The 23,685-nt window shown below is 43.9% G+C and carries 17 protein-coding genes and 1 pseudogene; 13 read left to right on the top strand and 5 right to left on the bottom strand.

The window, feature by feature from the left end:
- Window positions 1-555: 555 nt before the first annotated feature.
- Together ACRN9H_RS07000 and cysK are read right to left on the bottom strand one after the other, a co-directional pair.
- Window positions 556-1,551 (bottom strand): TDT family transporter, encoded by a 996-nt coding sequence (locus ACRN9H_RS07000; RefSeq protein WP_432313067.1) that lies wholly within the window; start codon window positions 1,549-1,551, stop codon window positions 556-558.
- Between the two features lie 358 nt (window positions 1,552-1,909).
- Window positions 1,910-2,878 (bottom strand): cysteine synthase A, encoded by a 969-nt coding sequence (cysK, locus tag ACRN9H_RS06995; protein ID WP_432313066.1) that lies wholly within the window; start codon window positions 2,876-2,878, stop codon window positions 1,910-1,912.
- A gap of 417 nt (window positions 2,879-3,295) precedes the next feature.
- Between cysK and ACRN9H_RS06990 the strand changes: the two genes are divergently transcribed.
- Window positions 3,296-4,417, top strand: coding sequence for a beta-ketoacyl-ACP synthase III (locus ACRN9H_RS06990; RefSeq protein WP_432313065.1), 1,122 nt, complete (start codon window positions 3,296-3,298; stop codon window positions 4,415-4,417).
- A gap of 90 nt (window positions 4,418-4,507) precedes the next feature.
- Here the strand turns inward: ACRN9H_RS06990 and cysZ are convergent, their stop codons facing one another.
- Complete coding sequence (gene cysZ, locus ACRN9H_RS06985) at window positions 4,508-5,287, bottom strand: sulfate transporter CysZ (protein WP_432313064.1); 780 nt, start codon at window positions 5,285-5,287, stop codon at window positions 4,508-4,510.
- A 197-nt stretch (window positions 5,288-5,484) separates the two neighbouring features.
- Between cysZ and ACRN9H_RS06980 the strand changes: the two genes are divergently transcribed.
- The 11 genes from ACRN9H_RS06980 to ACRN9H_RS06930 all read left to right on the top strand — a co-directional run bounded on the left by ACRN9H_RS06980 (window position 5,485) and on the right by ACRN9H_RS06930 (window position 21,321).
- Window positions 5,485-8,901: a chromosome segregation protein SMC gene (locus ACRN9H_RS06980; protein ID WP_432313063.1), complete on the top strand. Its 3,417-nt coding sequence runs from the start codon at window positions 5,485-5,487 to the stop codon at window positions 8,899-8,901.
- A 23-nt stretch (window positions 8,902-8,924) separates the two neighbouring features.
- Complete coding sequence (gene zipA / locus ACRN9H_RS06975) at window positions 8,925-10,028, top strand: cell division protein ZipA (protein WP_432313062.1); 1,104 nt, start codon at window positions 8,925-8,927, stop codon at window positions 10,026-10,028.
- An 85-nt stretch (window positions 10,029-10,113) separates the two neighbouring features.
- Window positions 10,114-12,174 (top strand): NAD-dependent DNA ligase LigA, encoded by a 2,061-nt coding sequence (ligA, locus tag ACRN9H_RS06970; RefSeq protein ID WP_432313061.1) that lies wholly within the window; start codon window positions 10,114-10,116, stop codon window positions 12,172-12,174.
- Window positions 12,175-12,416: 242 nt separating this feature from the next.
- Window positions 12,417-12,896, top strand: coding sequence for a DUF2919 domain-containing protein (locus ACRN9H_RS06965; RefSeq protein ID WP_432313060.1), 480 nt, complete (start codon window positions 12,417-12,419; stop codon window positions 12,894-12,896).
- A 221-nt stretch (window positions 12,897-13,117) separates the two neighbouring features.
- Window positions 13,118-14,317 (top strand): HD-GYP domain-containing protein, encoded by a 1,200-nt coding sequence (locus tag ACRN9H_RS06960; protein WP_432313059.1) that lies wholly within the window; start codon window positions 13,118-13,120, stop codon window positions 14,315-14,317.
- A 61-nt stretch (window positions 14,318-14,378) separates the two neighbouring features.
- Complete coding sequence (locus tag ACRN9H_RS06955; RefSeq protein WP_432313058.1) at window positions 14,379-15,239, top strand: NAD(P)-binding domain-containing protein; 861 nt, start codon at window positions 14,379-14,381, stop codon at window positions 15,237-15,239.
- A 121-nt stretch (window positions 15,240-15,360) separates the two neighbouring features.
- The gene (locus ACRN9H_RS06950) at window positions 15,361-15,990 is read left to right on the top strand and encodes a thiol:disulfide interchange protein DsbA/DsbL (RefSeq protein ID WP_432313057.1); all 630 of its coding nucleotides are present in this window, start codon (window positions 15,361-15,363) and stop codon (window positions 15,988-15,990) included.
- Window positions 15,991-16,547: 557 nt separating this feature from the next.
- Entirely contained in the window at window positions 16,548-16,814 is a 267-nt protein-coding gene (locus ACRN9H_RS06945; protein ID WP_220774626.1) for a DUF4212 domain-containing protein, read from the top strand.
- A gap of 11 nt (window positions 16,815-16,825) precedes the next feature.
- Window positions 16,826-18,562 carry a sodium:solute symporter family protein gene (locus ACRN9H_RS06940; protein ID WP_432313056.1) on the top strand — a complete coding sequence of 579 codons (1,737 nt, stop codon included), beginning with the start codon at window positions 16,826-16,828 and terminating at the stop codon, window positions 18,560-18,562.
- A gap of 223 nt (window positions 18,563-18,785) precedes the next feature.
- Complete coding sequence (locus ACRN9H_RS06935) at window positions 18,786-20,633, top strand: DUF294 nucleotidyltransferase-like domain-containing protein (RefSeq protein WP_432313055.1); 1,848 nt, start codon at window positions 18,786-18,788, stop codon at window positions 20,631-20,633.
- Between the two features lies 1 nt (window position 20,634).
- Window positions 20,635-21,321: an exonuclease domain-containing protein gene (locus ACRN9H_RS06930; protein ID WP_432313054.1), complete on the top strand. Its 687-nt coding sequence runs from the start codon at window positions 20,635-20,637 to the stop codon at window positions 21,319-21,321.
- Between the two features lie 129 nt (window positions 21,322-21,450).
- On the opposite strand, the gene ACRN9H_RS06925 is transcribed toward ACRN9H_RS06930, so the two are convergent.
- Window positions 21,451-22,518 (bottom strand): ketoacyl-ACP synthase III, encoded by a 1,068-nt coding sequence (locus ACRN9H_RS06925; RefSeq protein WP_432313053.1) that lies wholly within the window; start codon window positions 22,516-22,518, stop codon window positions 21,451-21,453.
- Between the two features lie 91 nt (window positions 22,519-22,609).
- On the bottom strand, window positions 22,610-23,281 hold the full coding sequence (locus ACRN9H_RS06920) for a GntR family transcriptional regulator (RefSeq protein ID WP_432313052.1): 672 nt from the start codon (window positions 23,279-23,281) through the stop codon (window positions 22,610-22,612).
- A 324-nt stretch (window positions 23,282-23,605) separates the two neighbouring features.
- Between ACRN9H_RS06920 and ACRN9H_RS06915 the strand changes: the two are divergent.
- A pseudogene (locus tag ACRN9H_RS06915) lies at window positions 23,606-23,685 on the top strand (IS5/IS1182 family transposase); the annotation flags it as partial.

The raw sequence follows: 23,685 nt of genomic DNA, 5'->3' as shown, positions 1-23,685 counted from the left end.
GAACATATATTTAATACGATTGGTATTACATCGTTTGATTTTTTAATGGCGTAAATACATATCCAAATTCGTGATTTGAATTAATTTGGAGCATATTTAAATTTTGGATGGATATAACCATAACGGCATCATAAATGCAATATTGTAAATACAAGATAATATGTTTGTTAAATGTAAATTAAAATGGTTTTTGGCTTTTTAAATTGGCTTTTAAAATTAGGTTGTGCTTATTTAGTGGCAGTGATAGTGCTAAATTAACATTCTGATTTTTTTGTTTTTATTTTGTTGCTGAATTTTGTTTTTGTAACATTTTTAGATTGTTCAAGGTCTATTTTTATATTGTCATTGTGTTTTTTAAATTATGTCTAGGTGAGTTTTTATTGTATCGCCAGGGATGTTTAATAATGAAGGCTGTAGAGTGATTATTTTATTATTATGAGTATGTTTAATGACATGCTGTAATGAATATAAATCACTCATTTTCATTGCTGAATCAAGCGTGTCTATCAAGTGATAAATTATTGAATAGAATTAGTCCTATTTAAATTTAGTTATTTACTGTTTAAGATTGCTGTTTTTTTCCATCATTTTTAATTGCAGCGGGAAGTAGTGTCCTAAATAGCGTAGTGCGACATAGATAACCACTAAGGTCGCGATCACCAGTTCGAATTCCGCTAAGTATTTTAACCATGCGGCTAACTCACTCATATTACTAAATTGCGCTAACCAGGTCGTGGTTTTAAAAAGTGCCGTCGCTCCTATTACCATCGGAAAGGTAAATGCGGCGTAGCCAGGGCTAAAAGGTAATTTCAATAGATGAAAGAAAGCCAAGTAGATAACGCTAGTCATCAAAATAGCGATACTGAGCAGTAAGGCCACTAAGGGAATTGATGGTTGTTCGCACACCGTCATATAACCCGCCAGAGACAAACTCGCAGGGGCTGCCAGAATCGCAATAGTGGGTTTAGCCGCATCGGGTATCGCTTGGCAGAAAATAAGCCGATAGAGCATTAAAGGCAGCATGACTAAGTAAGACAACATACCAAAAATTAAAATAGCATTCACTAGCCATTGGTAATCCGATACGGGGAAAGATACCGCCGCGACGATAATACCAATAGGGGGCACAAACCAACTGGGCACCATATGTTCGAGTTTAAAATCAATGGCACGATAGTAGATAAATGCGCCTAAGAAGATAAGGTGAATAGCGATGGCAGTAAGCCATAAGGTTAAGCCTGTATTAGGAAAATAGTCGCCCAATGATTTAGATACCACCATCAACCCCATGGCGAAAGTAGGGATCACGCTACCAATCACAGGGTGGCTGAGCTCTTCTTTTAAAATATTTGGATGCAGTATGAATTTACCCATGAGCAGTAACAGGAAAATCGAAGCAATGATTGCCCCTGTGACTTGACCTGCGCCATTAAGTGAAGGCGTCATGCTCTCCCAAGTCCAACCTAAGCTGGCAATAGCGAGTGCGAGTCCTGCAATCGGGCTGGGAAGTTTAGCGGCCTGTGATGTCCAGTGTTTGCGTCTTGAAGTCATTTTAAAACCCTCTCAATACCCTCTCAATACCAACTGCTTAACATAGCTTCAATAGGAGCGCTGTTTTGATATAGTGATTATACGAAGGGGATCAATGGTAATAAAATTTGATTAATGTTATTCGTTGATTAAATTTTATTTACTGCTGAGGGTTGTCGTGCAGTTATGTACCCAAAATCGAGATGATTAATTTAGGCATACCGTTTAGCTTGATATAGTACGGCTAACACTTCTTTAGGTGAGAGTTTACTTCACATGCCGTGGGATAGTGGCTGGGGTAACTGATTAATCTCTTAATCAAATAGCAACAATAATCTACCCAGCCGAAGCTAGGTAGATTAGAGAAATAAGGTATTGATTACTGGATATTTTCTTCGTCGCCAAATTGGCCTTGGAATAACACAGTTGATAAGTAACGTTCTGCAGCAGATGGTAGAATAACGACAATCGTTTTACCCGCAAACTCAGGTAATGCGGCAATCTTATTGGCTGCAACCACCGCTGCGCCAGATGAAATACCCGCTAGAATACCTTCTTCAACCATTAAACGGCGTGCCATCTCAATGGCTTCATCGTTAGTTACGGCTTCAACACGGTCAATTAATTCTAAATCTAAGTTGCCAGGAATAAAGCCTGCGCCAATACCTTGAATTTTATGTGGCCCAGGTTGAATAGGCAGACCTGCCAATGTTTGTGCAATAACAGGCGAATCCGTTGGTTCAACGGCAACAGAGGTAATGGTTTTACCTGCCACTCTTTTCAAGTAACGGCTTACACCCGTGATAGTACCGCCAGTACCCACACCTGCAACAAACACGTCTACTTCACCATCGGTATCATTCCAGATTTCTGGACCTGTGGTTTTTTCGTGGATTTCTGGGTTTGCTGGGTTATTAAATTGTTGTAGTAAAACATATTTTTCAGGTGCTGATTGGCGAATTTCTTCTGCTTTATCAATCGCCCCTTTCATGCCTTTTGCGCCTTCCGTCAGCACAACATTCGCGCCGAGTGCTTTGAGCAGCTTGCGGCGCTCTAAACTCATGGTATTTGGCATTGTCAGGGTTAGCTTGTAACCACGTGCTGCCGCAACATAGGCCAGTGCAATCCCCGTGTTACCTGATGTGGGCTCGATCAGTTCGTGATCTTTGGTGAGCAGGCCTTTTTTCTCGGCATCCCAAATCATATTGGCACCGATACGGCATTTAACACTGAAACTTGGGTTGCGTGCTTCAACTTTTGCCAGCACATTACCTTGGCTAACACGGTTTAAACGTACTAACGGGGTATTACCAATAGTATATGAATTGTCTTCGAAAATTTTGCTCATGGATTGCTTGCTCCTATGTTTTCACTATTGAATCATAATCGGCTGTAGCATTTTTAGAAGTGATTGTTTGTTCTTCGTTATGCTATTTAGTTATTAAAGCATGTGCTGTTATTCGCAAGGCCGATTAGTCGTCTGTTTATAATGTGCCATTATTTTACCGATGATAAAGTATTGTTACATTTAGAATGATAATTTATTTGTGTACGCGTTAGTTTACTGAACACGGCTATTTGCGATGTTTAGTTGACCATTAATCCAAGACAAGAATCTTTAATAATCGTGATAGACTTAGCACAAATATCTAAAAAGTAACGATTATAGCAGCAAGCATAGATTCACCTTAAAGATAGTTCTTGTGCATACAAGAGATGATGCCATTGCTGCTCAACTTATAACAAGCACCCGTTTGGAGCAACTATGAAACAGGTCGTGATTTCGGGAAGTGGCTTATTTACGCCGCCCCACAGTATTTCGAATGAAGCCTTGGTTGAAAGTTTTAACGCTTATGTGGATATTTTCAATCTTGAAAATGCTGGCTCAATTGAGCAAGGCCATGTGGCAGCCTTATCTTACTCATCAAGTGAATTTATTGAGAAAGCCTCAGGTATTAAGCACCGCTATGTGATGGTGAAAGAAGGCATTCTCGATCCTGAGGTGATGATGCCATTAATCCCAGAGCGCAGCAGCGACGAGTTATCTATGCAGGCTGAAATTGGGGTTGAAGCGGCATTGATGGCGCTTAAAAATGCTAATCTTAAGGCGGAGCAGATTGATTTGGTGATTGTTGCCTGCGCTTATACGCAGCGCGCCTATCCCGCAATGGCGATTGAAATTCAACGTGCGTTAGGCACTCGTGGTTACGGTTACGATATGCAGGTAGCTTGTTCATCGGCGACGTTTGCCATTGTTGCGGCGACGAATGCCATTGCCACGGGTTCAGCCTCAAGAGTGTTAGTGATAAACCCTGAAATTTGCTCGGCGCAGGTGAATTATCGTGACCGTGATAGCCATTTTATTTTTGGAGATGTAGCAACAGCGTTAGTGTTAGAAGAACAAAGCTTGGCGCAGTCTGACAGTGTATTTAAAATCCTCTCAAGCCGCTGCTTTACAGATTACTCGAACAATATTCGCAGTAATTTTGGTTTTTTGAATCGCTGCGATCCCAGTGCTGCTCATCAAGCCGACAAACTGTTCCATCAACAAGGTCGCAAAGTGTTTAAAGAATTGCTGCCGATGATTTATCAGCATCTGGATGATCATCTAGCAGAGCAAGCATTAACGCCGCAGTCCTTTAAGCGTTTATGGTTGCATCAAGCCAATATCAATATGAATCAGTTTGTGGTGAAAAAACTGTTAGGCGACGATGTGTCACCAGAACAAGCGCCAGTGGTATTAGATGAATACGCCAATACCGCATCTGCGGGCTCTGTGATTGCGTTCCATAAATACTCCAGCGACTTTAAAGCGGGTGATTTAGGTTTATTGAGCTCGTTTGGCGCGGGATATTCTATCGGTAGCGTTATTTTACAAAAGAGCTAATTCGCCTTACCGAGCGTAAACCGCTTAACACTCTATGTGTAGACATAAAAAAAGCCTCATTTGAGGCTTTTTTGTTATTTTATCCGTCATTTACTCTGGCGCAATGGCGGCGTTTCGATAGGTTTCGCGGTATTTATCCACCCACATGGCAGTCGCGCCACAAATGGCAACCGGCATCACAATAAAGTTCACAATAGGGATCATCGAAAATAACGTCACTGTGGCGCCAAAACTAAAGCTGGTACCACGGGTTTGATTCAACGCAAAGCGCATATCCTTAAAACTGACTTTATGATTATCAAAGGGATAATCGCAGTACTGAATCGCCATCATCCAGGCGCTAAACAGGAACCATAAAATCGGTGCTAGCGTTTGTCCCACCATAGGCACTAAAAACAGCAACAAAAACACCAGTGCCCGGGGAATATAATATTTAAGCTTGATCCATTCTCGGCCCAAAATACGTGGCAAATCTTTGATTAAATCGATACCTGAGCCGGTGTTCAGTGGCTTACCTGTTAATAACTGCTCGACTTTTTCCGCTAATAAGCCGTTAAACGGGGCGGCGAGCCAGTTCATCACTGAGCTAAACACAAAGGCGAGCATTACCAGCATAGTGGTCACGGCGAGCGGCCAGAGCAAAAAATTTAACCAACTCAAATAGTCGGGAATTTGTGCATTCATCCAAGTGAATAGGGTATCTAACTGGCCTATTGCCGCATAAATGACGCCCGCAAATAGCAGTAGGTTAATCATTAACGGGATAAATACGAAAGTCCGTAAGCCCTTGCGTTTGATTAAACTAAAACCATCAAAAAAGTAGTTAACACCACTTTTAACGGGGAAGGGAGCGGTGGTTTTCTGTGTCATATTGTATTTCCAAAAAGTTGAGATACAGATAACTGCGATTGTGAGCAACTCATCGTCAGATAACAAGCTAAAAACCGCATGAATTCAATAAAAAGCGTTACAAAATGCCGCTCGCTTTGTTAAAGTTAGCCACAGAATGCATTTGCACAACTTAGGCCATTTTTAGGCCAAACTTCAGAGACGTAATCACTGGCACCATGAGATTAAAACAGATAAAACTTGCCGGCTTTAAGTCATTTGTTGATACCACAAAAATTCCTTTTTTACAGGCATTAACCGCTATTATTGGCCCAAATGGCTGTGGTAAATCGAACGTGATTGATGCCGTGCGCTGGGTACTGGGCGAAAGCTCGGCTAAAAACCTGCGCGGCGATTCGATGAGCGATGTGATTTTTAACGGCTCAAGCGCGCGCAAGCCTGTCTCTATGGCGGGTGTTGAACTCATTTTTGAAAACAAAGACGGTCGCCTCGCGGGTCAATATGCCAGTTATGAAGAAATTGCCGTTAAGCGCCAAGTCAGCCGCGATGGCGAGTCTTGGTATTTTCTCAATGGTCAAAAGTGTCGCCGTAAAGACATTACCGATTTATTTATGGGCACAGGCCTTGGCCCCCGTAGTTATGCGATTATTGAACAAGGCACGATTTCACGACTGATCGAATCAAAACCGCAAGATTTACGTACTTTTATTGAGGAAGCCGCAGGGATTTCTCGGTACAAAGAGCGTCGCCGCGAAACTGAAAATCGTATCCGCCATACCCGTGAAAACCTCGAACGCTTGGGAGATATTCGCAGTGAGCTAGGTAAGCAGCTTGATAAGTTGGCGCAACAAGCCACGGCCGCCAAACAATACCGCGAGCTGAAACAGGCCGAGCGCAAGACCCATGCTGAACTCCTCGTGATGCGTTATCAAGAGCTGCAAGCGCAAATGATGGGCTTATCTGAGCAGATAAGTAGCATCGAAGTACAGCAAGCTGCGGCGCAGTCATTGGCGCAAACCGATGAGTTGCAAACAACTGAGCTACAAGTACAACTCGCGCAATTGGCAGAGCAAGAGCAGCGCGCGGTTGAAGCCTATTATCTGACCGGCACTGACATCGCCAAGTTAGAGCAACAATTACAAAATCAACAGCAGCGCGATGCCCAGCTTGAAACCCAATTAAGCCAAGTGAAAAACCAAATCCTACAAAATACTGACAAGCTCAACGGCTATAAAGCGAGTCTTAGTGGGTTAGAGTTTGAACTTGCTACGCTTGGGCCGCAGCATGATGAACAGCAAGAAATTATCGACGAGCTGCAATCCCAATGGGACATGAGTCTAGAGCGTAGCCAGCAACAAGCCGAGGCCGCGTGTCAACAGGCGGCTGAGGTTGCACAAAACAAGTTGCAGCTTGAGCTGCGCCGCAGTCAGTTAGCGCATCAGCAGCAATTATTGCAGCAAAAACAGCAACAAAGCAGTGAACAACGAGCGCAACTGTCTGCCTTAGTCGATAATGATTTATCCTCGAGTATCGCACCGCTTAAACAAGAGGTTGACCGGCTCGACAATGTGCTCGCACTGCAAGTTGAGGTTAACCAGCAACAAGAAGCCTTGGTAAGCGCAAGTACGCAAGCCTTAGATGAAGCCCGCCACAGCGCCGAGCAAGTTCAGCAGCAATTAACCGCGACTAAAGCACGCCATGAGCTGGTTGAGCAGTGGTTAGCAAAGCAGGAGCAACAAAGCGATAAGCCGCAGTTATGGCAAAGTTTAACTGTTGATAATGGTTGGGAAACTGCCGCCGAATTGGCCTTGAATGGGTTGTTGACCTTGCCTGTTGGCGTTGCTGAAACCGAAATAGGTTTTCAGGCGTTGGGGTTGCAATCAACCAAAAGTGAGTTTCTGCAGGCTAAGGTCAATCTAGCGCCTTGGTTAACCGGTCTTAAGTGGGTAACAGATATTCATGTGGCTAAGCAACTGCTACCCAAGCTAAAAGTCGATGAACGGATTGTCACTGCCGATGGTTATCTACTGGGGCAAGGCTTTTTAATCAGTAAGATAGAGGGCGGACAGTCACTGGTGCAGCTCAGTAAAGAGCAAACTCAGTTAGCGCAAAATATCCTCGATTTACAACAAAGTTTGCATGAACAGCAAGCTGTGATGACAGAACTTGCGGCAATGTTGCAGCAGCAAAGGCAACAATTGACCGACGGCACGCAAAAACGTCATCAATTACAGTTAGACAAAGCCACTAAGTCGATGCAGCTCAGCGGCTTAACTGAGCAATTAACCGCTCGAGCAGAACAGTTAAGCAAACTCGAGGTTATGTTAAGCCGTAGCGTGGCAGAAGTTGAGGGTTTGTCTGCACATTTAGAACTATTAACCGAACAAGAGGTCGAACTCGATGAGGCCCTGCAGACGAGTATCAATATTCAGCAACAGCTCAGCCAAGACTCACAAGCCGATAGTGCGCGCCATCAAACATTAAAAACACGCATGACTGAGGTTGAGCGTCAGCTATCGACGCTAGCCGTAAGTCTGCAAACCGTAACTATGCGCATTGCGGTGAGTACGGAACAAATTGAATTACAACAAGTACGCGTTAATGAGTTGATCCACGCCCGCGAAGCACTATTAGCCGAACTGGCTCAAATTGCTCAGTTGAACGGTGTGCAAAATAGTGTGCAACTGACGGAGCAATTAGCACAGTTACTCAAACAACAGCATCAACAGCAACAGGGATTAAAAGACGTAAGACAACAACAAAGTTCTCTTACTGATGCATTAAATAGTATAGGAATAAAGCAAAAACAAGAACTTGGTAAGCTTGAGGGCTTGACTCAAAAGCTCAGCACGTTAAAGTTACGTCGTGAAGGCATAAAAGGTCAGGCCAATAGCCAGCTTGAAGCTTTGCAAGAACAGCAAATTGTATTGTCTGAAATTATTGAAAACCTGCTGGGTGAGGCTAACCCAGACCTGTGGCAGCGTGATTTAGATCAAATTCGGCAAAAAATTATTCACTTAGGTGCCATTAACCTTGCGGCGATCGAAGAATTTGAACAGCAAAGTGAGCGAAAATCCTATCTTGATCATCAAGATGACGATTTAAATAAAGGGCTTGCTACGCTAGAAGAAGCGATTCGCAAGATAGACAAAGAAACCCGAAGCCGTTTTAAAACGACATTCGATTCAGTCAACGAAGATCTCGGACGCTTGTTCCCTAAAGTATTTGGTGGTGGTCGGGCATATTTAGCTTTAACCGATGATGATTTACTGGAAACTGGCGTCACCATCATGGCGCAGCCACCGGGTAAGAAGAACAGTACAATCCATCTTCTTTCGGGTGGAGAAAAAGCCTTAACCGCTTTATCATTGGTATTTGCTATTTTTAGGCTGAATCCTGCTCCCTTCTGTATGTTAGATGAAGTGGATGCGCCTTTAGACGATGCCAACGTAGAACGTTTCTGTCGATTACTGAAAGAAATGTCACAAAGCGTACAATTTATATATATCAGCCATAACAAAATAACCATGGAGATGGCTGACCAACTCATAGGCGTGACTATGCACGAGCCAGGTGTATCTCGTATAGTCGCGGTAGACATAGAGCAAGCGGTGGCAATGGCTGACGCTGGATAACTAGAAGAAAAACAGGGTAACCAATGGAAGATTTGCAACTGGTATTATTCGTTTTAGGCGCCATCGCCATAGTTGCTGTGCTGGTGCATGGATTTTGGTCTATCAGGAAACAACAGCCTAAATCATTGAAAGATAGCCCCATGAGCAATTTTTATAAAAAGCAGTCAGAATCAGGTGAACCACAGCCTAAGCGAATCGATTCTGAAGGATTTGATGCCGATGGGATAGGCTCGGTGCGAGTTCGCAAGGCGGGTGAGTTATCGCCTAATAATGAGGTTCCCGCAGCAAACCCCTATTTAAAACAGGATGTAAAACTAGAGCCTAAGCCCGAATTTAAATCGCCAGAAGTAAAATTTGCAGAGCTTAAACCTGCAGGATTTAAAGCAGAATTAACAACGCAAGCGATACACGAGCCTATGCAAGCTCCGAGCGATTTTAGCTTGCAGTCTCCGGTGGCAAAAGAACAGCACCGTGGTCCAAAAGTGTCGCGACAAGAGCCTGTTGTTAACACGCAAGCGCCGTTAATGGGTCAATCCCATGCTGCCATTGTGGCGCAAAAGGCGGCAGAACAAGAATATGCCAAGCGCACAACTCCGCAGCAAACGGCTCTATTTGATGAGTCCGATGATAAAGATACGATTCAAGAACCTGCTGTTCAAGAAACTGTTGTTCAAGAACCTGCGGTAGTTAAGCCGGTTGCTGAAGAGAGTTTAGGCGAGCCACGTGACGTATTAGTTTTGCATGTTGTTGCAAAAGATGGCCTACAACTAAACGGCGCTGAATTATTGCCATGTTTCTTAACCTTAAATTTTAAATATGGCGATATGAATATTTTCCACCGCCATGTGGATAACGCAGGTAACGGTGAAGTCTTATTCTCGATCGCGAACATGTTAAAGCCGGGCGTGTTCGATCCCGATAACATGGAGCAGTTTACTACTCAAGGTGTGGTATTTTTCATGACTTTACCTTGTTATGGTGACGCTCTAATGAATTTTTCTATTATGCTTAATTCTGCCCGTCAACTTGCAGATGATATTGATGCGGTTGTGCTGGACGGCCAGCGTTTACCTTGGGGTGAGTTTACAAAGCAAGACTACTTACACCGTATTCGCGCTAACGCCTAAAACGACATTAATGTATAAATGAGGCCGCAATCGCGGCCTCATTTGTTGCAGTCTACTTTTGTGATTTAAAAATCTGGATAAACCTATGCAAGACATTCAACTCGATAAACTCCTTTCTGACACAGTAACCGCTGAAAATGCGCCGCAGGTGATGCAGGCCCTTAGCCAATCACTGAACGAGCACAATATTCGTTACTATGTGGATGATGCCCCAAGCATCACAGATTCTGAGTACGATAGGTTGATGCAGCGTTTACTGGAATTAGAGGCGCTATATCCGCATTTTATTTCTGCTGATTCACCGACTCAAAGAGTGGGCGGGATGGCGCTGGCAAAGTTTGCTCAGATAACCCATCTCAAACCTATGTTGAGCTTAGATAACGCTTTCGATGAAGCCGATTTCAGTGCATTCCATAAACGTGTTACTGATAAAGTCGGTGATGTGAGTTTTTGCTGTGAGCCAAAATTAGATGGTCTTGCCGTGAGTATCTTGTACCGCAATGGGGTGCTTGAGCGAGCGGCGACCCGCGGCGATGGTAGCGTCGGTGAAGATATTACCGAAAATGTCAAAACTATCAAATCAATACCGCTTAAATTGCGTGGTCAAGATTATCCTGAACTGGTTGAAGTGCGCGGCGAAGCTTTTATGCCTAAAGCAGCCTTTGAGGCACTCAACGAGAGGGCGCGGGCTAAAAATGAGAAGCTGTTTGTTAACCCGCGCAATGCGGCGGCAGGAAGCTTACGTCAGCTTGATAGTAAAATTACCGCGGCGCGCTCTTTGGCTTTTTATGCTTATGCCTTGGGCGTCGTTGAGCCAAGTTCTCATCGACTAGGCCAAACCCATTTCGAGCAATTACAGCAGCTTAAATCTTGGGGTTTACCAGTAAGTAGTGAAGTAAAGGTTTGCGATGAGTTAAGCCAAGTTTATGACTACTATAAAGATATTTTAACTCGCCGCAGTGATTTAGCCTTTGAAATCGACGGTGTGGTGATGAAGGTTAATGATATTGCCCAGCAGCAAACGTTAGGGTTTGTGGCAAAATCTCCACGTTGGGCAATAGCTTACAAATTCCCTGCGCAAGAAGAAATGACCGTACTTGAAGGGGTTGATTTTCAAGTGGGGCGTACGGGCGCCGTTACGCCAGTCGCACGTTTAAAGCCGGTGTTTGTGGGTGGCGTAACAGTATCAAACGCCACATTACACAATGCCGATGAAATTGCTCGTTTAGGTATTAAAGTCGGCGATACCGTCATTATTCGCCGCGCCGGTGATGTGATCCCGCAAATTGTTGCCATAGTGCCAGAAAGACGTCCTGAAACGGCGACTGACATTGTATTTCCGCATAATTGCCCTGTGTGTGGCAGTTTAGTCGAGCGTCTTGAAGGTGAGGCTGTGGCTCGCTGTAGCGGTGGATTATTCTGCGAGGCGCAGCGTAAAGAAGCGATCAAGCATTTTGCCTCGCGTAAGGCACTCGATATTGATGGCATGGGCGATAAGGTTGTCGAGCAACTGATTGATAAAGAGTTAGTTCAAAGTCCGGCCGATCTATTCAAACTCACAGCTTCTATGATGACGATGCTTGACCGCATGGGGATGAAATCGGCAACCAATTTGGCCGCTGCAATTGAAGCGGCCAAAACGACTACGCTTGCGCGTTTTTTGTATGCTTTAGGTATTCGCGAAGTTGGCGAAGCAACGGCGGCAAACCTTGCCGCGCATTTTGCCAGTTTAGATGCGCTGCGCGCGGCCACCGTTGAGCAGTTAACTGCAGTAGAAGACGTTGGTACTGTTGTCGCCCAACATGTGGCCCACTTTTTTGCCCAGCCCCATAATCTTGAAGTTATCGATGCCTTAGTTGCCGCTGGTGTGCATTGGCCCGCCATAGAAGCGCCAAGTACAGAGGCACAGCCGCTTAAAGGCCAAACATGGGTGTTAACGGGTACCTTAAATCAGCTCAATCGTAATGACGCTAAAGCACAACTGCAGGCACTGGGGGCGAAAGTCGCTGGCAGTGTCTCAAAAAATACTGATTGCTTAGTTGCGGGTGAGGCTGCGGGTTCAAAGCTTGCTAAAGCACAAGAACTCGGGGTGAAAGTGATTGATGAAGAGGGTCTTTTAGCTCTTTTTGCCGCTAATGCTGGATAGTTGTGAGCGGAAAGGTCGTTTGGCTGAGCATTTTTATGGGTGAAACTTTATTAACTGTTAGGTATTAAAATAGTGCTTTGTTTTAAAGCACTCTTTTCAAAAAACTCTTTTAAAAAACTATTTTTAGCCGTTTGAAATGTATAAAACACGGCCAATTTTATGGCGTACACGATTGAATTTGCTGCGGTTGCCACCATTATGATTAACATGTATATGCTGTTTTTTGCTCATTGGAAATCAATTTGAATTTTAGTCACATCACTTGGCTCGATGACAAAGGGCATATTAAACCGCCGATATTTCTCTATATTCTATTGGCTTACCTTGCTCGCGGTTGGTGCATTTTTATTGCATCGCTGACTCAAATGAGTGACCGCTCTGGGTTGGTAAGGATTTTTTATCCCGAAAAATCAGATTTTTTACTGGCACTGGCAGCAGGGCTGGGCGCCGTATTGATTTATCTGGTGGTGATTGCTGAGCGTCGCCGTTCGCCCTATTGGTTAATACCGGTTTTTGTGCATTTGAAGTGGGGATTATGGTTATTATTAGTGCTTGATGCTGTCTTGCTCGGACAAAGATTACTTCACAGTCAGTTTTTGTTTCATTGGAGCTTAGCTTTAGATGCTTTGATGCTGTTCTGGTCCAGCATATACCTACTCAAATCGAAACGACTGAGTTATTACCTTAATGATTGGACTAAAGAAGATAAAACCAAACTTTAACAGTCATTCACTAAGCTGTTGTTATGCTTGTGTTTAAGTCGTTTTTACGTGATGCGTTATATATCTTACCCTCTATTCAATCTGCATTATGCTTTTATTTGGCGGTTCAATTTTTTTAAATAATCTATAGTTATATGTACTTAGCTTAAATGTGCAGGCTCGATTAATTGATGATGTCATCAGTTACTCGATAACATCACATTTGGAAGGAGTCATATTGCGTGGCAAAAGTACCGCAAAAAAAGTTATTACTATCAGAACTTCAGCTTGGCATGACAGTTAAGTTGCCTTTGTCGTGGACTAATCACCCCTTTTTATTTAATCGAGTAGAGGTTAATAGTGACGCTCAAATCGAGATGATCCGTGGGTTAGGTGTGACTTACGTTTTTTTATTGTCTGAATTGAATACCAAACCGAATATTGCTAAAGCTGATACCGAAGATGAGATAGAAATCGAACCTGAGCGGGATCTCAAGGCTGATACCCGTAAGGCGATACGCTTAAGTCAGAAGCGTTTTTTAATGAGTGTGAATAATTGCCGAGATGTTTACGGTAAAGTCGTCAGCGATCCCGAAGGGGCTTATCGATTATCGGCCGTACTAGCACAAGACTTATTAAGTCATTTACAGGAAGTCGACACACCTTTTCTTACCTTAGTGGGGATGGATGAAAAAGAGGTGAGCGTGACCCAGCACGGGGTGTCAGTGGCAGTATTGGCGATGATGATTGGCCACGCCCTTGATTTAGCACCTAAAGAATTAGGTGATATTGCCCTCGGTAGCTTATTTCACGATATTGGTAAACTCAAAATTCCAGAGGCTATCCGCCGCAAGCATGGCGCTTTAACACCACAAGAAACCAATTTCATACAAATGCACCCTAATTTCGGCTTTGATATGCTTAATCGTTGCGGACTGTTCCCTAAAGAAGTGCTTAATATCGTATTACACCACCATGAGTTTGTGGATGGCTCGGGTTTTCCTGATGGTTTAACTGGCAATAAGATCCCGATCACCACTCAAATTGTGAGCTTAGCGAATGATTACGATCAGCAGCTTAGTGGTCAACAGATAATGTCTCCCCAAATTGCTTTAGGTTTTCTGTTTAAAAATCATGCCAGTAAACATGCAGAATCCTTAATTTCAGTATTAGTTAAAATACTAGGCATTTATCCACCAGGCACCATAGTCAAATTGTCTGATGGTTATATTGCAAAAGTGATTATGACGACAAAAGAGGTCAGTCAACCGCAAGTGTGGGCTTGCAAAGAAGATGGAAGTGATGCCACGCTGCGTTTTTTGATCCACGAAGGTGTAACCATTCAACAGGCAATTAAAGCAGAAGAGCTAACCGAAGGGGCTATTCGGAGCTTGCAAGTCGATAAAGGCATTAGTTTTTATTTTAGTTCGCTTCAAACTTGAACCTTATGCACTAAATTCCGTATTCTATCCTTTGATTTTTGGCTTTCATAGGATGAATAGGGTGAATGTAACAGCAAAAAACGGTGCGCTAGCACAAAGTGTAGCCTTAGTCGGTTGTGGTTGGTTTGGCTTTGCCTTAGCAAAACAGCTGGTCCATGAGGGTTACAGAGTGACAGGTTGTAAGCGCAGTGTGGATGAACTTTCAGAATTAACTACAGCAGGGATTGAAGCTTATCCGCTGGAATTAGGTAGCGATGCACTAAGTGCGCCCGATGCTAAAGCGTTAGCGGGGCTATTTCAGACCGATTATTTAGTCGTGAACATTCCGCCTCGATTAAAGCGTGGTAACGCCGCTTATGTTGAAGAATTACAACAACTCATCGCATTAACCCAAGGTTGGCAATATCAACGGATTGTGTTTATTAGCACTACGGGTGTGTATCCTGCTCAAGATAAGCTAATGACCGAAGCAGATGCCGTAGCAGAATCGAGTGATAGTCAAATCCTGCTCGATGCAGAAGCCTTATTCCAAGCTCAAACCAATGCCTGTATTGTCCGTTTTGCTGGTCTTGTTGGTCCAAAGCGCCACCCTGGCCGTTTTCTGGCGGGCAAAACCGACGTGAGTGGTGCTAATATTTCAGTGAATTTAGTTCACCTTGATGATTGTGTTCGCGCAGTGAGTACGATTATCGCCGCCACGCGTTCGGGGTTATCTGTCGCGCCGATTTATAATCTGTGTGCGCCTTTGCACCCTAAAAAATCTGAGTTTTATGAAGCCGCCGCACAGTCTTTAGGCTTAGTTGCGCCCGAATTTAATCAACAATCTATGCCAAGTAAAGTCATTCAAGCTGACGCAATTGTCACAGATTTGGGCTTTCGTTATCAGTATGCTTCGCCATTGGATATGCTTGCAGCATGCTAAAAAGGTTAATTATTGTTAAAGGTAAAAGTCGATATTTTTAGATTATCTTTTGGCTTCAAGTTTGACTTAAGCGAAGGCGTAATCCTTATATAAAAAATTACTCATAAAAAGAGACTATCAAATGAATGTGTTTAATCGAGTTCTACCCATGACCGTGTTTGTATGTGGATTAATGCTGACTGCTAGCTTTTCTTTGCAGGCTGCAAGCTTTGAAGAGGGCAAAGACTACGTCACCGTTACGGGTATTACTGAAGTACAACAGCCTGTGCTGCGAGAGTTTTTTTCTTATAATTGCCCTCATTGTTATAAACAAGATCCACTAATGGCATCAACAGTAAAATTATTAGGCAAAGATATCGCTTTTGAACGTACACCCGTTGGCGTGGGGCGTCCTGCGTGGGAATTGAGCCAGTTTGCTTATTATATAGCGCAAAAATTAAAGATGACGAATCAAGTGCATCTGGCTGTTTTTAAGCAAATTCATGAGAAAGGTGAACCGTTTACCACACCTGAACAAGTTAAAGCTTTTTTCATCGCGCAAGGGGCCAAAGTCAATGATGTGGATGCTGCAATGACTTCTGTTGACGCTAAATTTACCCTGATGAATTATGACTCTCAAACTGAACTTTCAGGTATCAAGGGCGTGCCTTCATTACTGGTAAATGGTCGCTATATGTTGACCTCAACAGACCATAGCCCTGAAGAATTGGCCGAGTTAGTTAAATTCTTAGCCACTAAATCATTAAATTAGTTGAAATTTTTTAGATTTATTCAACTAATACCATAATTGAACGTGAGGATAAACCTGTTTTAGCCTCGAGTGAATAACCCAACCTAAGTTGGGTTATTTTTATGTTGGGGTTTATCTTAAATCTCTTGCGTCAACATGATGAAAGATAATAACCAATACCACGTTTGTTGATGCATAGAATCGCATCTACAGCAGCAGTTAACCCTTCATTAAAACTTCAAACCATAACGCATTACAGATGACTATTTCTCTATTGGTTTTACTCTTTTTGCGAGTTTGGACAATATCTTATTGCCCCTCTTCAGTCACCTTAGCGCCTAACTTGGCGTAAATATCCTGAAATTCCCCCGTTCCTTGTTCGACATTGGTCTAACCTGTTGAAATATTTGAAGCTGTATCTAAATGTAAAATCATTGTTAACTCTTTGATTTTAAGTTTTTATTCAACTTCTCCGTCGTGAGCTTAGTCGCAAATTAGACTAAGGTCTTGATTGTGGTCACTCCAGCTGTTGCTAGATTAAACATGACTTAAAATTAAAACAGCACAGGGGAGTCACTATGGGTTTTGAAAACAATGACAAGGCTAAAGGCTACTGGCGCGAGAATATACGTCTCGTGTTGTTCCTATTGGCTATTTGGGCCGTCGTCTCTTTTGGATGCGGCATTTTATTGGTTGATGTACTCAATGAAGTCCATTTTATGGGATTCAAATTAGGTTTCTGGTTTGCACAGCAGGGATCTATGTATGTATTCGTTGCGCTTATTTTTGTCTATGCGGCAAAAGCCAACGCCTTAGATAAAAAATATAACGTACAAGAAGACTAAGGAGCTTTTAAATGGATGTTCAAACACTCACATATATTATTGTAGGGCTCTCGTTTGCGCTCTACATTGGTATCGCGATATGGACCCGAGCGGGTTCGACTAAAGAGTTCTATGTTGCTGGCGGTGGTGTTCACCCTGTTGTGAACGGCATGGCAACGGCGGCAGACTGGATGTCGGCGGCATCATTTATTTCGCTAGCGGGTATTGTGTCGTTTACAGGTTATGACGGCAGCGTGTATTTAATGGGATGGACCGGTGGTTACGTCTTGTTGGCCCTGTGTATGGCACCATATTTACGTAAGTTCGGTAAGTTTACGGTACCTGATTTTGTCGGTGAGCGTTATTACTCACAGGCGGCGCGTACGGTTGCGGTTATCTGCGCTATCTTCATTTGCTTTACTTATATTGCGGGGCAAATGCGCGGTGTGGGTGTGGTGTTCTCGCGCTTTTTAGAAGTCGACGTTGACACTGGTGTGTATATTGGTATGGCGGTGGTTTTTTTCTACGCTGTACTTGGTGGTATGAAGGGTATTACTTACACTCAGGTTGCCCAATATTGCGTTCTGATTTTTGCCTTTATGGTACCTGCGATTTTCCTTTCAGTGATGATGACAGGCCACGTTGTGCCGCAAATCGGTTTTGGTGCAGAGCTGCTAGATGCTGCAGGTAATAATAGTGGCGTATACCTTTTAGAGAAACTCAATAATGTTTCCACTGAATTAGGATTTGCGCCTTATACCGATGGTTCTAAGAGCATGATTGATGTGTTCTGTATCACAGGGGCATTGATGGTCGGTACTGCAGGCTTACCGCATGTTATCGTGCGTTTCTTTACTGTGCCTAAAGTAAAAGATGCACGTATTTCAGCAGGTTGGGCCTTAGTGTTTATTTCTATTATGTACACGACTGTACCAGCTTTAGCGGCTTTCTCCCGTGTGAATATGATTGAAACCATTAATGGTCCAGATGCTAAAGGTGTGGCTTATGAGTCTGCGCCAAATTGGATCAAAAGCTGGGAGAAAACCGGTTTAATCAAGTGGGATGATAAAAATGGCGACGGTAAGATTTACTACTCGTCAGGCAAGATTGAAGATCCTGCTAGCAAAAACGAGATGAAGATTGATAACGACATTATCGTATTAGCTACACCAGAAATCGCTAACTTACCTGCGTGGGTTATCGCATTGGTGGCTGCGGGTGGCTTGGCGGCTGCACTATCGACATCGGCAGGTTTGTTATTGGTGATTTCAACGTCGGTTTCACACGATTTGTTGAAGAAAAACCTAATGCCAAATATCTCTGATAAGAAAGAGCTGATGTTTGCTCGTGTGGCAGCGGGTGTCGGTATTGTGATTGCGGGATACTTTGGCGTGAATCCGCCAGGATTTGTGGCTGCAGTGGTAGCGTTCGCCTTCGGCTTGGCGGCATCGTCACTGTTTCCTGCGATTATTATGGGGATTTTCTCTAAGACAATGAACAAAGAAGGCGCTATTGCTGGTATGTTGACGGGTTTACTGTTTACTGCGGGTTATATCATCTACTTCAAGTTTGTTGACCCAACGGGTAACGTCGCGGCTAACTGGTTCCTCGGTATTTCGCCTGAAGGAATTGGTATGGTAGGCATGCTCATCAACTTTGGTGTGGCTGCATTAGTGAGCCGAGTGACAGCTGCAACGCCATTACATGTTCAAGAAATGGTTGAATCGATTCGTTTCCCTAAAGGTTCAGGTGAAGCCAGTGATCATTAATCTGATGATGTAATGATGAGTTTCATTATAAGAGAGCGCTCCGGCGCTCTTTTTTATGACTTTTGGCCGGGCTGTTGTAAGCCTTTAGTCTAGGTACTGCCGCGTTTTTGATGAATCAATTAAATTAACCCTGTGCTGACTTTAGTCGAATGTAGCATAGTGATAATGCAGGTTATAGTGGTTATATAAGGGTAAAAATTCTGCTTAAAAATAAGGTGTGGTCATGAATGCCAGCGAGTTACAACCCGTCGTTCAATTTCTACAAGGGTTAGTGCCATTCGACACTCTAGCCGAAGATGCGCTGCTGCGCTGCGCTAAGGCGGTGACGGTTGGCTATTACAGTAAGGCTTCTGGCTATGTCACCTTTAATATCAATACCCCTAAACTGTATATAGTGCGCAGTGGCGCTTTTGAAGTGCGCGATCCCGATGGTGTACTGCTAGATAGAGCCGGCGAAGGGGAGTTTTTTGGTTTTTCCACTTTGTTATCGGGGGAGAAAGTGGTTAATAAGGTTGCTATTTTAGAAGATAGCTTGGTCTATCATCTACCTCAAACCTTGTTCGATAAACTCAGAAGTGAGAGCCGCGATTTCGATAAGTTTTTTACTCGCGCGTTTGCTAAACGCCTGCGCCATGAGGGACGCTTTAAGGCAAAAGATTTGACCACAACCAGTCGAGTCAGCACGTTAATGTCATCGACGCCGATTATCATTGATGCCCATGCTAGTGTCACGCAGGCTGCGCTGTTAATGCGCAATAGCCGAGTGTCATCTTTATTGGTGACGGACAATCACAAATTAGTCGGTATTTTAACCGATAAGGATTTACGTAATCGGGTATTAGCAGTTGGGCTTGATGGTCGTGTTGCTGTGCACCAAGCGATGACGGTTTCACCGATTTCTATTTCATCGAATGCGTTGATTTTTGAAGCTATGTTGCTGATGAGTGAGCATAACATTCATCATTTACCGATTATCGATCAAGATAAAACTCTCGGCATGGTGACCAGTACCGATATTTTACGCGGGCAGGGCTCACAGCCACTGTTGTTAATTGGTGAAATTGAACGTCAGCAAGATCTGGCCAGTTTAATCAATGTGAGTAGGCAAATTTCGCTGTTGTTGCAAAACTTGATCAGTGCCGATGCCAGAGCCGAAGAAATTGGCCGAGTATTAACCTCCGTTACCGATGCGCTGACGCGGCGCTTAATCGTGCTTAATCAACAATTGCTCGGCGAGCCACCGATGGCCTTTTGTTGGTTGGCGTTTGGCTCGCAGGGGCGCCAAGATCAGGCGGCGTGCTCGGATCAAGATAATGGCCTTTTAGTCGCTGAAGAAATGGACGATTTTGCCAAAGGTTATTTCGATGCCTTAACTCATGCGGTGTGCGCTGGGCTTGACCAATGCGGTTATGATTTTTGCCCCGGCAACATTATGGCGCAAAACCCACAGTGGCGAATGTCGCTTAAACAGTGGCAACAGGTATTTGAAAAATGGGTCATAACGCCTGAGCCTAAGGCGTTAATGCACGCCAGCATCTTCTTTGACATGCGCTCGGTGTACGGTCCACAAACCTTATTTGATGCGCTGCAGGATAAAGTCTTAGCTCAAACCCGCGATAATGATATTTTCCTCGCGGGCATGACAGGTAATTCGCTGGTGGAGTCGCCACCGCTCGGCTTTTTCCGCAAATTTGTGCTTGAACGGGATGGTAGCGAAGTTAAAGGCATAGATTTGAAGCATAAGGGCAATGCTTTAATCAATGATATCGCCCGTGTTTATGCTTTGTCTGCTGGGATCAAAGAGGTGAATACCGCTAAACGTATTCGTGCTTTGATGGAGGCAAATATCCTTAATCGTAAAGATGCACTTAATCTGGCCGATGCTCACGAGTTTATTGCTCATATGCGGTTATCAAATCAAGGTTACCAACATAACCAAGGGCTAAAGGTGAGTAATTACTTATTGCCCGCACACTTGTCATCGCTGGTTCGTCATCAGTTACGAGATGCCTTTAAGGTGGTGCATGAGGCGCAGGCTGGGATGAAAATGAAATTTATGCGCAGTTTTTAATATGAACACACTGCTGCTTAAAACTCAGCTCAATTGGCGGACATTACGATGCCAACATCAGTTATTTAAGGGGTATTACCAATCGCTATTACCACTGCTAGCTATGCCGTTATCCGAAGCACCTTTGATGGCGATGGATTTGGAGATGACAGGGCTTAATCCGCAGCAAGATCAAATACTCAGTATTGGACTTGTGCCGATTGAGCGCGGTGAAATACCTTTGGCGCGTGCGGAACAAAAGCTAGTGCAAATTCGCGGTAGTGTCGGCCAAAGTGCGGCCATACACGGTATTCTCGATAATCATCTCGTACAGGCTGTGACGATTGAAGAGGCAATGACGTGGTTTATCAATCAAACCTATGGCCGCGTGTTAGTAGCGCACCATGCTCCCTTAGATTGCCGTTTTCTGCAGCAGGATTTATTAACCATTTACCATCAAGCCATTGTATTACCCGCTATTGATACATTAATGCTTGAAAAACATCGCTTATTACGGCAGCACAGTGCTATTAAAGAGGGCAGTTTACGTCTTGGTGCTTGCCGTGAACGTTATGGTTTACCCATTTATAGTGCACATAGCGCCCTGACCGATGCTTTAGCTTGTGGTGAATTATTGCTGGCACAAATGGCGGCAATGGGCGGCTGTGCGCAACTTACCGTAGCGGATGTATTACATCAATCTGCTTAACCGCTCCTCGTTTAACATTGCCGTTCATGGCCGAATTAAGTACACGTCTAAATGATTATGTTATAGAAGGCCGTAAACGAAAAAAACCATCTCAATAGATGGCTTTTTTTGGGGTTAGTCAAACATGGCTTATGGCTTACAAAAATAATCTACTGCGCGTTTAACTAACTCTATACCTGTTTTATCACAAGGTGGCAGCTCTGCATCACTGATATTAATCGGTGTCACGCGCTCTCCCCATTGCAGCAGGAGTGCGGCAGAGGTTAGTCCTGCACCAAAGGCGCAAGAAAGTATGGTTTGATTTGGCTTGATAACGCCTTGCTCTAATGCATCACAAATCGCAATTGGAATGGTCGCTGCCGAGGTATTACCATAATTAGCGATGTTAACGAAGGCTTTTTCTTTGGGAATTTTCATCCGACTGACTAACGTATCGATAATACGCTCGTTAGCTTGATGCGGGATCACTAAATCCACTTCATCTTTATCAACGCCACACTTTTCAAGCACTTTTGTGCTCAATTTATTCATTCCGTTAATCGCACGCTTGAAGATTTCTTGGCCATCGAATTCAATAAAAAAGTCCAATGAGTCGGCTGAGAATCTGTCCATCGCCGTGCCAAAGCCCGCTTTCAGAATATCACGACCTTCTGGATCGTTATTCAGCTCATAACCAAGCACACCGCCAGCTACATCTGTCGCTTCAACGACAACAGCGCCTGCGCCATCACCGAATAACACCGCGGTATCTCGGCGCGACCAATCTAAATAGAAAGAAAGACGCTCGGCACCAATGACCAATACTTTCTTGCTCTGGCCACTCTTTATCTGTGAGCTGGCTAAACCTAAGCCATATAAGAAGCCACTACAAGCCGCATTGATATCAAACGCTGCACAACTGGCGCCAATATTCGCTTGTACAGTCGAGGCTATGTTGGGGATTAACGTATCTGGGCTGGCACTGGCCAGAATGATCATATCGATTTCACTGCCATCGATACCTGCTGCTGCTAGCGCGCGTTGTGCGGCAACAGAAGCAAGTTCAGAGGTGTTAACATGGCTAATATGGCGCTGGCTAATGCCGGTGCGAGATTTGATCCATTCATCGGAGGTTTCGATAAAGGTCGCAAGATCATCATTGGTTAGGGTGGCTGGTGGAACACATTTGCCCCAACCTGTGATAGTGGCGTACTGCATGGTGGTTTCTCTCAAATAAAAAAGGCAGAACCTGGGTGCTGCCTTGAATCGACAACAAAGCTTATCGGCAAAAGTAATGGTCGTCCGTGAGCTAGACCGCCTGTTTGGCGACGAGTTCTCGAATTGTCATTGCGGCATGCAAAATATGATGGCGCAATAGCGCCGTCGCTTTTTCTGTTTCTCTTAGTTTGCAATAGTTAAGCAATGCCCTGTGCTCATGCTCTGCAGCTGGAATCCCCCCAGCGAGCAATAACTGCAAACGAATGTATCTATCACAATTGGTATTGAGGCTGCGAACAACCTCAAGTGTGTGCGGGCGATTAGCCGCTTGATATAAGCAAGTGTGAAATTGCGTATTCAACTCGCTCCAACTGGCGACGGCATCTTCATGTTTGAAGGCTGACTCCAATTGCTCGAGTACACGTTCTGCGTTTTTTAAATCGGCGTCTTGAAGTAGAGGTATAGCTTTTGCGAGCAGATCGGTTTCGATCATGGCGCGTAATTCAAACAGTTCGGTGACTTGCTCAACGGATAAAACTGTTGCTGTAGCACCTTTATGAGGTTCGAATTTTACCAGTCCTTCAGCTTCAAGCTGTAATAATGCTTCTCTTACCGGAATGCGACTAACATTTAACGCCTCAGCTAAGGCACTTTGTCTGAGTGGTTCCCCTGCGGCTATGTCCCCTGAAAGAATTCTCTCTCTAAGCACTTCAACAACTAATTGGGTGCGGGTTTTGTGAACGATAGGCGTGGTTTTACTCATTATTTCTGTCTATTTCAGGTGTTTTTCATTATTTGCCCAAGATTACCGTTAAAAATGCCACAAATAAAGGGAAATGCTCGATTGAGTGATGCCCCTAACGGATTAACAACGCCCAAATGACGGGGTTTTTGAGGGTTTTCTTCCTATATATGAAGCGTCTTGGTTAGGCATCACCGCTGCTGAAATAACGATAATAATACTAAGCGTGTTATCACCGACTTTGAGTCAATTCTTTAGGGTCTGTTGATCTTTCGAGAGTGATTTTTAGACAGCATGACAAGACGTTATAATTTGCTTCGCCAAAAGTAACCATAACCTCAAGCCATGCCAAGACTTATGCTAACCGATGAACGCTGGGAAAAGCTATTTCATTTAATGAAAAGCACAGGCCGTGTTTATGACAA

Source organism: Shewanella sp. MF08487, from assembly GCF_050848685.1.
Lineage (GTDB): Bacteria > Pseudomonadota > Gammaproteobacteria > Enterobacterales > Shewanellaceae > Shewanella > Shewanella glacialipiscicola.
The sequence above is the reverse complement of the archived record's forward strand: the minus strand, read 5'-3'. Positions and strand labels throughout refer to the sequence as shown.